The 8853-nt window shown below is 61.9% G+C and carries 8 protein-coding genes; all 8 read left to right on the forward strand.

The window, feature by feature from the left end; all coding sequences use genetic code 11:
• Positions 1-70: 70 nt before the first annotated feature.
• Positions 71-1219, forward strand: a complete 1149-nt coding sequence (locus tag F3H98_RS23290; RefSeq protein WP_149762726.1) for a D-alanyl-D-alanine carboxypeptidase family protein — start codon at positions 71-73, stop codon at positions 1217-1219.
• 90 nt (positions 1220-1309) lie between these two features.
• The gene (gene tmk / locus F3H98_RS23295; RefSeq protein ID WP_149762739.1) at positions 1310-2008 is read left to right on the forward strand and encodes a dTMP kinase; all 699 of its coding nucleotides are present in this window, start codon (positions 1310-1312) and stop codon (positions 2006-2008) included.
• Positions 2009-2074: 66 nt separating this feature from the next.
• Positions 2075-3130 (forward strand): DNA polymerase III subunit delta', encoded by a 1056-nt coding sequence (locus F3H98_RS23300; RefSeq protein WP_149762727.1) that lies wholly within the window; start codon positions 2075-2077, stop codon positions 3128-3130.
• A gap of 189 nt (positions 3131-3319) precedes the next feature.
• Positions 3320-4867, forward strand: a complete 1548-nt coding sequence (gene metG / locus F3H98_RS23305; RefSeq protein ID WP_149762728.1) for a methionine--tRNA ligase — start codon at positions 3320-3322, stop codon at positions 4865-4867.
• Between the two features lie 17 nt (positions 4868-4884).
• The gene (locus F3H98_RS23310) at positions 4885-5679 is read left to right on the forward strand and encodes a TatD family hydrolase (protein ID WP_149762729.1); all 795 of its coding nucleotides are present in this window, start codon (positions 4885-4887) and stop codon (positions 5677-5679) included.
• A 3-nt stretch (positions 5680-5682) separates the two neighbouring features.
• Positions 5683-6504, forward strand: a complete 822-nt coding sequence (locus F3H98_RS23315; RefSeq protein ID WP_149762730.1) for an MBL fold metallo-hydrolase — start codon at positions 5683-5685, stop codon at positions 6502-6504.
• A 12-nt stretch (positions 6505-6516) separates the two neighbouring features.
• Complete coding sequence (locus F3H98_RS23320; RefSeq protein ID WP_149762731.1) at positions 6517-6990, forward strand: YbaK/EbsC family protein; 474 nt, start codon at positions 6517-6519, stop codon at positions 6988-6990.
• Between the two features lie 264 nt (positions 6991-7254).
• The gene (locus F3H98_RS23325) at positions 7255-8682 is read left to right on the forward strand and encodes an ISNCY family transposase (protein ID WP_149762732.1); all 1428 of its coding nucleotides are present in this window, start codon (positions 7255-7257) and stop codon (positions 8680-8682) included.
• Positions 8683-8853: the final 171 nt, after the last annotated feature.

Here is an 8853-nt window from a genome sequence, read left to right on the forward strand (position 1 = left end):
TCATGCTGCTAGCCTGCCGTTAGATGCGGAACATCGAGCGGGCAGGGCGGTGATTTTCATTCGGGGATTCATGCAGTTTCTGCGCTGGGCGGTTCTCCTGGCGGCGGTCATGGCGACCGCGCCCGCCCATGCCCAGCTTTTTGAGACCAAAGCCGGCCAGGCTTTCATGGCCGACGCAGAAACCGGCACGATCCTGTTTTCCAAAGATCCAGACAAGCTCGTTCCGCCCGCTTCGCTCGCCAAGCTGATGACGATGGAAGTGGTCTTCCACGCCCTCAAGGAAGGCCGGCTGACGCTCGATGACACATTCCAGGTCTCCGAAAATGCCTGGCGCACGGGCGGCGCGGCGTCCGGCGGTTCGACCATGTTCGCGGCGCTGAAGTCGACCATCCGCCTTGAAGACCTGATCAAGGGCGTGGTGGTGCAGTCCGCCAATGACGGCTGCATCATCATCGCCGAAGGCATGGCGGGCTCGGAGGAAAATTTTGCGGCGCTGATGACCGAGCGGGCCCGTGAAATCGGGCTGACCAAATCGGTGTTCAAGAATTCCACCGGCCTGCCCGCCGAGGGACAGGTGGTGACGACGCGCGAACTGGTGCAACTTGCCACCCATATCTGGCGGGAATATCCGGAATTCTACAAATTCTACTCACTTCCGGATTTCACCTGGAACAAGATCACCCAGAGAAACCGCAATCCGCTGCTGGCCATGGACATCGGCGCCGACGGCATGAAGACGGGCTTCACCGAAGAATCCGGCTATGCCATCGTCGGCTCCGTCAGTCGGGGCGGCAAGCGGCTGTTTGCTGCGATGAGTGGCATGACAAGCGAGCGCGAACGTTCGGAAGAATCGCGCAAGCTCCTGGAATGGGGCATCCGCGCATTCCAGAAATCCGAGCTTTTCGCCGCCGACGAGGTGGTCGGCGAAGCGCAGGTTTTCGGTGGCGAAAGGTCCGGCGTTCCGCTGAAGGCCAAGGGGCCGATCGCGATTTTTGTACCGATCACCAACAAGGACCGGCTGATCGCGCGCATCGTGTACGAGGGACCGCTGTCGGCGCCGGTGGAGGAAGGAACGAAGGTCGCAACCTTGCGGGTCTGGATCGGCGACACACTCAGCCAGGAAACGCCGCTGTACACGGCTGAAAACGTCGAAGTCGGCTCGCTGCACCAGCGCGCCTGGGACGCCGTCCAGGAATTGATGGTCGGCTGGCTGCGCTGAACGTTTGCACTTACATATCCGGCGTGGACCTTTGCCGTTTCGCGGCATAAGACGTTGCAACATCAAATTGAAAGCCAGGGGCAGGCCGGTTTGGCGCGCGGATTTTTCATCACGTTCGAAGGCGGGGAAGGGGCGGGCAAGTCGACCCAGATATCCCGCCTGGCGACTAAGTTGCGCAACCGCGAGTTCGACGTGCTTCTGACGCGCGAGCCCGGCGGATCGCCCGGAGCCGAGGCGGTGCGCCACGTTCTTCTGTCCGGCGCCGCAGAGCCATTCGGTCCGCAAATGGAGGCGATTCTTTTTGCCGCGGCGCGTTCCGATCATGTCGAGCAGGTCATCCGGCCGGCGGTGACGCGCGGCGCCATCGTGCTTTGCGACCGCTTCCTCGACTCGTCGCGCGTCTATCAGGGCGTCACCGGCAATCTCGATCCCGACTTCATGAGGAACCTCGAACGCGTCGCCATCAACGGCATGATGCCCGATCTTACGCTCATCCTCGACCTCGATCCGGCCGAAGGCTTGCGCCGCGCCACGGCACGGCGTGGGGAGGATGTTGCTGACCGCTACGAGAAGGAAACGCTGGCCATCCACCAGCGCCGTCGCGAAGCCTATCTGACGATCGCCGAAAGGGAACCGGAGCGCTGCGTGGTCATCGATGCCGAGGCTAGCCCCGCCGATGTCGAGGACGCCATCGCCGCCGCTGCCTTTGCCGCTCTCGAAAAAGCCGGCATTCGGCTAGAGCATGATCCCGAAAAGTGGAAGCCGGTTTTCGGAAAAGATCATGCTTAAACAAAGAGATAGAGCCCCATTCCGATTCAATCGGAATGGAATGGGCTCTGAGGCGACGGCCGGCTCATGATTTTCGAACGCATCGCGCCAGAACAGTTCGACACCATCGAAGGCATTCCCGAACCCGCGGAAAATGCCCAGCTGATCGGCCATGGGCAGGCCGCCCGCATGATCGCCGCCGCCTACAAGGCCGGCAAGCTGCCGCATGCCTTGCTGTTCGCCGGTCCGCAAGGCATCGGCAAGGCGACACTGGCGTTCCACCTGGCGCACCACCTCCTGAAGCACCCGGCGTCGGCCACCGCCCCGGACGAGTTCACCAGGCCCGATCCCGCCTCGTCGCTGTCACGCCAGATTGCCACCGGTGCGCATCCATCGGTGCTGCACCTCACCCGCCCCGTCAACGACAAGACCAAGTCGTTCAAATCGGTTGTCACCGTCGACGAGATCCGCAAGGTCAACAAATTCCTCTCGATGACATCGCATGACGGCAGCTACAGGGTCGTCATCGTCGACCCGGCAGACGACATGAATACCAATGCTGCCAATGCCTTGCTGAAGAATCTTGAAGAACCGCCTTCGCGCACGCTCTTCATCCTGATCACCCATTCCATCGGGCGCCTGCTGCCGACCATCCGCTCACGCTGCCAGACGATCCTGCTGCAGCCGCTGAGCGCGGAAGAACTGGTGACGGTCCTGGAAGGCTTCGACACTGGTCTGCCGGAAAGCCAGGCGGAAAGGGCAGGGATCGTGGAGCGCGCCGGCGGCAGCCCGCGCAACGCCGTCCTCCTCACCCAATATGGCGGCCTCGAAATCTCCGAGGCGATCGACAGGCTGGCGGCCGCAAAATCGATCGACGTTGCCCAGGCGCACCGGCTTGCCGATGCCGTTGCGGCGCGCGGCCAGACGATCCAGCTCGACATCTTCAACCGGCATGTGCTGGACATCGTCACCGATGCCGCAGGCGAGGCGGCGCGGGCAGGGGACATGGCGCGCGCCAGCCGGCTGTCCGAATTCTGGCAGACCGCGCTGAAAACCATCGACGACGCGGAGATTTACAATCTCGACAAGAAGCAACATGTGCTCGGCATCATCCACGCGCTGCATGTGGCGATGCGGGGGTAGCTCTGTGCTTCCACCCGGGATGGCAATCGCTGTCCCGATGCGCTATCTCCGGCGACTTAGAGCGGTTCCGGTTCCTTTAGAACCGATAACTCGCTCTAAGCACTTATTTGCCGCATTTGTGCGGACGCCAAATGATTCCATTTGGCTGCAAAATGCTCTAGCGACCGCTCTTCAAAACTGGCTTCATTCATGTCACGCGAAAAATTCTTCATCACCACGCCGATCTTCTACCCTAACGGCAAGCCGCATATCGGCCATGCCTACACGGTCATCGCGACCGATGCGCTGGCGCGCTTCCAGCGGCTCGACGGCAAGGATGTCTTCTTCCTGTCCGGCACCGACGAGCACGGGCTGAAGATGCAGCAGACGGCCGACCAGGAAGGAATAACGGCGAAGGCGCTGGCCGACCGCAATTCGGCGGTCTTCCGTTCGATGGTCGAGGCCGTTGGCGGCTCCAACGACGAATTCATCCGCACCACCGAGGAGCGCCACTACAAGGCCTGCCAGGCGATCTGGGAGCGTATGGCCGCCAATGGCGACATTTATCTCGACCGCTACAGCGGCTGGTATTCGGTGCGCCAGGAAGCCTATTTCGACGAGAAGGAAACCACTGTCGGTGACGACGGCGTGCGGCGCGAACCGCTCGGCTCGCCGGTCGAGTGGAACGAGGAGGAGACCTACTTCTTCCGCCTCTCCGCCTATCAGGACAGGCTTCTGGCGCTCTATGAAAACAATCCGGAATTCGTCGGGCCTTCGGAGCGGCGCAACGAGGTCATCAGCTTCGTCAAATCCGGGCTGAAGGATCTGTCGATCTCGCGCACCACCTTCAATTGGGGCGTGCCGGTGCCGGGCAATGAAAAGCATGTGATGTATGTGTGGGTCGACGCGCTGACCAACTACATCACTGCGGCTGGTTTCCCCGACACGAGCGGCGAAAAGTGGGATTTCTGGCCGGCAACCCACATCATAGGCAAGGACATCGTGCGCTTCCACGCGATCTACTGGCCGTCATTCCTGATGTCGGCCGGCATCGAGTTGCCGAAGCGGGTGTTCGCGCACGGCTTCCTGTTCAACCGCGGCGAGAAAATGTCGAAGTCGGTCGGCAATGTGGTCGATCCGTTCGCGCTGATCGAAAGCTATGGCCTCGACCAGGTGCGCTATTTCTTCCTGCGCGAGGTGCCGTTCGGCCAGGACGGCAGCTACAGCCACGACGCCATCGTCAACCGTACCAATGCCGATCTCGCCAACGATCTCGGCAATCTGGCGCAGCGTTCGCTGTCGATGATCGCCAAGAACTGCAACGGCGTGGTGCCGCAGCGCGGCCCGCATACCGATGCCGACCGCGCCATCCTCGACCAGGCGACGGCCGCACTGGCGACGGCACGCAACGCAATGGTGGAGCAGGGAGTTCACCATGCGCTTGCCGCGATCTTCGCGGTGGTGGCGGAAGCCAACCGCTATTTCGCCGGCCAGGAACCGTGGGCGCTGAAGAAAACCGACCCGGCCCGCATGGAGACCGTGCTCTATACCACCGCCGAGACGATCAGGCGCGTCGCCATCCTCTGCCAGCCCTACATTCCTGGTTCGGCGGCGAAGCTGCTCGATCTTCTGGCCGTGGCGGCAGACGAACGCGACTTCGCGCATCTGGGCGACGCGCACGCGCTCAAGTCCGGAGCGCCGCTGCCGCCGCCGGCGCCGGTGTTTCCGCGCTACATCGAGCCGGCCGAACAGGCATAGGCAGGCGGCCGCGAAAAATGCTTGTCGACAGCCACTGCCACCTGGACTTTCCGGATTTCGCGGAGGAACGCGCGGCGGTGATCGCGCGTGCGGTCGCTGCCGGCGTCACCCGCATGGTGACCATTTCCACGCGGGTGAAACGATTTGCGTCGATCCTGGAAATCGCCGAAAGCCACGACGAGGTCTATTGCTCGGTCGGCACGCATCCGCACAACGCCGCTGAGGAAATCGACATCACCACGGAAGAACTGGTCGGGCTGTCGCGGCATCCGAAGGTCGTGGCGATCGGCGAGGCCGGTCTCGACTATTTCTACGACCGCGCGCCGCGCGATGCGCAGGCGCAAGGCTTCCGCCGCCATATCGCTGCTGCCCGCGAGACCGGTCTGCCATTGGTCATCCATTCGCGCGACGCCGACACGGACATGGCGGCGATTCTTAAAGACGAGACAGGGAAGGGGGCCTTCCCCTTTATCCTACATTGCTTTTCCTCGGGTCCCGGGCTCGCCGAAACCGGCGTGAAGCTCGGCGGTTACGTTTCGTTCTCCGGCATCCTGACGTTCAAGAAATCGGAGGAACTGCGCGAGATCGCCAAGAGTGTGCCGCGCGACCGCCTGCTGGTCGAGACCGACGCGCCATACCTCGCGCCGCAGCCGTTTCGCGGCAAGCGCAACGAGCCGGCCTATGTCGCGCATACCGCGCGGGTGCTTGGCGAGACGCTCGGCCTCGACGCCGGCGAGATCGCGGCGATCACAACCGACAATTTTTTCAGGCTTTTCAAGAAGATGCCACGACCGAACGGCAAAGGCATCTGAACAGTGGCAGACCGGCTGCGTTTCACCCTGCTTGGCTGCGGTTCTTCGCCCGGCACGCCGCGCATCACCGGCGATTGGGGCAATTGCGATCCCAACAACCCGAAAAACCGCCGCACGCGCGCCGCCGCCATGGTCGAGCGCATTGCCGGCAATGGCGCGACGACACGTGTGGTGATCGATACCGGGCCGGACTTTCGTGAACAGATGCTGGTGGCCGGCGTGGCGCGCCTCGACGCCGCCATCTACACCCATCCTCATGCCGACCACATCCACGGCATTGACGATCTGCGCGGCTACGTGATCGAGCAGCGCCAACTGATGGATATATTTGCCGACAAACCGACCCTGGAAAGGCTCGTTGAAGCGTTTGGCTATTGCTTCGCCACTCCGCCTGGAAGCTCGTATCCGCCGATCCTCAGGGCCAACATCATCGAGCACACGACGCCAGTGGTCATAAAAGGAGAGGGGGGTGCCCTCACCTTCGAGCCGCTGCCGCAGATCCATGGCGACATCATCTCGCTGGGCTTCCGCATCGGTGGCCTTGCCTATTGCCCGGATGTCAGCGACTTCCCGTCGGCGACGGTGGAGAAGCTTGCCGGCCTCGACATGCTGGTCCTCGACGCGCTGCAATACCGCACGCACCCCAGCCATCTGTCGCTTGGCCAGGCGCTGGAGTGGATCGAGCGGATCAAGCCCGCCCGCGCGGTGCTCACCCACATGCATGTGCCGCTGGATTACGCCACGGTGATGCAGGAAACGCCCGATCACGTCGAACCGGGCTATGACGGATGGACGATAGAAATTCCTTTTGAGTCAATGGATTAGACGAGATACTTCATGGCCGGTAGTGTGGATCGCGTCCGCGAAGCCGCGGCAAATGCGGGGCTCGAAATTGAGATCAGGCGCATGGGCGCGTCGACGCGCACTGCCGAGGAAGCAGCGGCGCAATGCGGCTGCACGGTAGCGCAGATCGTCAAGTCGCTGATTTTCCAGGGCGAAACCAGCGGCAGGCTGTTCCTGTTCCTGGTTTCCGGCTCCAACCAACTCGATCTCGCGAAGGCTGCCGAACTTGCCGGCGAAGCGCTGAAACGCGCTGATCCCAGGCACATCCGCGATGCAACCGGTTTCGCCATCGGCGGCGTTTCGCCGATCGGCCATCTCATCGACATTGCGGCCTTTGCCGACGAGACGCTGCTTGCCTTCGATGTCGTGTGGGCCGCAGCCGGTGCGCATGACGCGGTATTTGCCGCCGAGCCGAGAGCGTTGCTTACCGCGGCAAAGGCCAAGACGGTGGCGCTGGCTGCTGCTTGACCGCAATATCTTACAGGCGGCGTAAAGCTTCCGCGCCGATATGCGGAATGCCGCAGAAGGCCTGAATTCCGGCCTTCCGCCGCATACGCAAGTTCCATAATCTATCTTATGCGACTTTGGCGTGTAAGGGCTATTTAGTAATGCGACAGTGGGGCCAGTTAGAGATGCGACAGTCTCGCCTCTCGACGCACTGGTCAATGCCAACGTTGGGAGCAAGGATGACGACCTTCAGTCTGGTCGAGACCATCAGCGGTCGGAGTCGTCATGTCCTGTTTGATCACCATGTCGCAGAAAGAGTTGCATCGCCTCGAAGTCATCCAGAAGATCCGTGACGAGCGCCTGAGCGTTGTCCAGGGCGCCGAGCTGCTCGCACTCAGTCGAAGTCAGGTCCATCGGCTGCTGCAGGCCTATGACCTGGATGGTCCGGCCGGGCTCGTTTCCAAAAAGCGATCACAGCCGAGCAACCGGCGCCACAGCGAGGAGTTTCGTAATGCAGCGCTGGATCTGATCCGCGAACGCTATTTGGATTTCGGTCCGACGCTGGCGCGCGAGAAGCTGATCGAGTTGCACCGGATCTCGGTCGCCAAGGAGACGCTGCGGCAATGGATGACCGAGGCGGGCATCTGGGTTTCTCGTCGGGAACGCAAGAAACGGGTTTTCCAGCCACGCGGCCGGCGTGACTGCTTTGGCGAGCTGGTGCAGATCGACGGGTCGCATCACTGGTGGTTCGAGAACCGCGGTCCCAAATGCGCCCTGCTCGTCTATATCGATGACGCGACCGGCAGGCTCCTGCATCTGCGCTTTGCCGGATCGGAGAACACGTTCGACTATCTGCATGCGACGAAGGCCTATCTGCAGCAATGGGGCAAGCCGCTGGCCTTCTACAGCGACAAGCATGGCATTTTCCGCTCCACCCATGCGTCCGAGAAGGACCGGACCAGCGGGCTGACGCAGTTCGGTCGGGCGCTTTATGAGCTGAACATCGACATCATCTGTGCCAACACTCCGCAGGCCAAGGGCCGTGTGGAACGTGCCAACCAGACATTGCAGGATCGGCTGGTCAAGGAGATGCGGCTTCGCGGCATCGATACGATCGAGGCTGCCAATGCCTATGTGCCGGAGTTCATTGCGGATTTCAACATGCGCTTTGGCAAGGCACCACGCAATCCGAAGGACATGCACCGGCCGCTGGCCGACCACGAGAACCTCGATGGCGCCATGTGCCGCAAGGAAGTCCGCACCCTTTCGCAGTCATTGACGTTGCGCTACGACAAGGTGCTGTTCATTCTCGACCCGAGCGAGATTTCCAGACCATTGGCGGGACAGAAGGTCGTGGTCTGCGACTATCCGGACGGACGGCTCGAGATCATGCACGAGAGCTTTGCCCTGCCCTACAGGACCTTCGATACGTTGCGCTCGGTGCATCGTGCCGAGGTCGTCGACAACAAGCGGCTGGACGACATGCTGTCGGTCGTCGCCGAGATACAGGCCGGGCGTGAACAGCAGCGCAGCAAGAGCGGCCCCCGACGCATCGGGCAGAAAGATCATATGTTCGGCATTCGCGACGGCAGCACAGCCAACGGCTACCAGAAGCGTGGACGCAAGCCGGGCCCGAGGACGGATTTCATGAACGATCCTGCGGTGATTGCGCGGCGAGAGAAAGCCTTATTGAGGCAGCCAGCGGCGGACTAAAGGGCCTCAATGCATGCCGATGTCGCTCTGCGTATCTGATTCCAAACGCAGGCAGGCGGGCCAAAGTGGCGTCTTGTGGAAGGATCCGTCCTGGAGGAGCGTGAGCCCTTCTCGTGCCTCATAGAGCAAACCGAGCCAGCACAAGCGTCGAAAGACGCCATACTGAAGATC

Origin of the sequence: Neomesorhizobium albiziae (assembly GCF_900114255.1) — a bacterium.
Classification (GTDB): domain Bacteria; phylum Pseudomonadota; class Alphaproteobacteria; order Rhizobiales; family Rhizobiaceae; genus Neomesorhizobium; species Neomesorhizobium albiziae.

What these genes read in the sequence shown, in the direction of transcription:
- F3H98_RS23290 (WP_149762726.1), top strand. Translation starts at nt 71, where the DNA reads ATGCAGTTTCTGCGCTGGGCGGTTCTCCTGGCGGCGGTCATGGCGACC.
- F3H98_RS23300 (WP_149762727.1), top strand. Translation starts at nt 2,075, where the DNA reads ATGATTTTCGAACGCATCGCGCCAGAACAGTTCGACACCATCGAAGGC.
- metG (WP_149762728.1), top strand. Translation starts at nt 3,320, where the DNA reads ATGTCACGCGAAAAATTCTTCATCACCACGCCGATCTTCTACCCTAAC.
- F3H98_RS23310 (WP_149762729.1), top strand. Translation starts at nt 4,885, where the DNA reads ATGCTTGTCGACAGCCACTGCCACCTGGACTTTCCGGATTTCGCGGAG.
- F3H98_RS23320 (WP_149762731.1), top strand. Translation starts at nt 6,517, where the DNA reads ATGGCCGGTAGTGTGGATCGCGTCCGCGAAGCCGCGGCAAATGCGGGG.
- F3H98_RS23325 (WP_149762732.1), top strand. Translation starts at nt 7,255, where the DNA reads ATGTCCTGTTTGATCACCATGTCGCAGAAAGAGTTGCATCGCCTCGAA.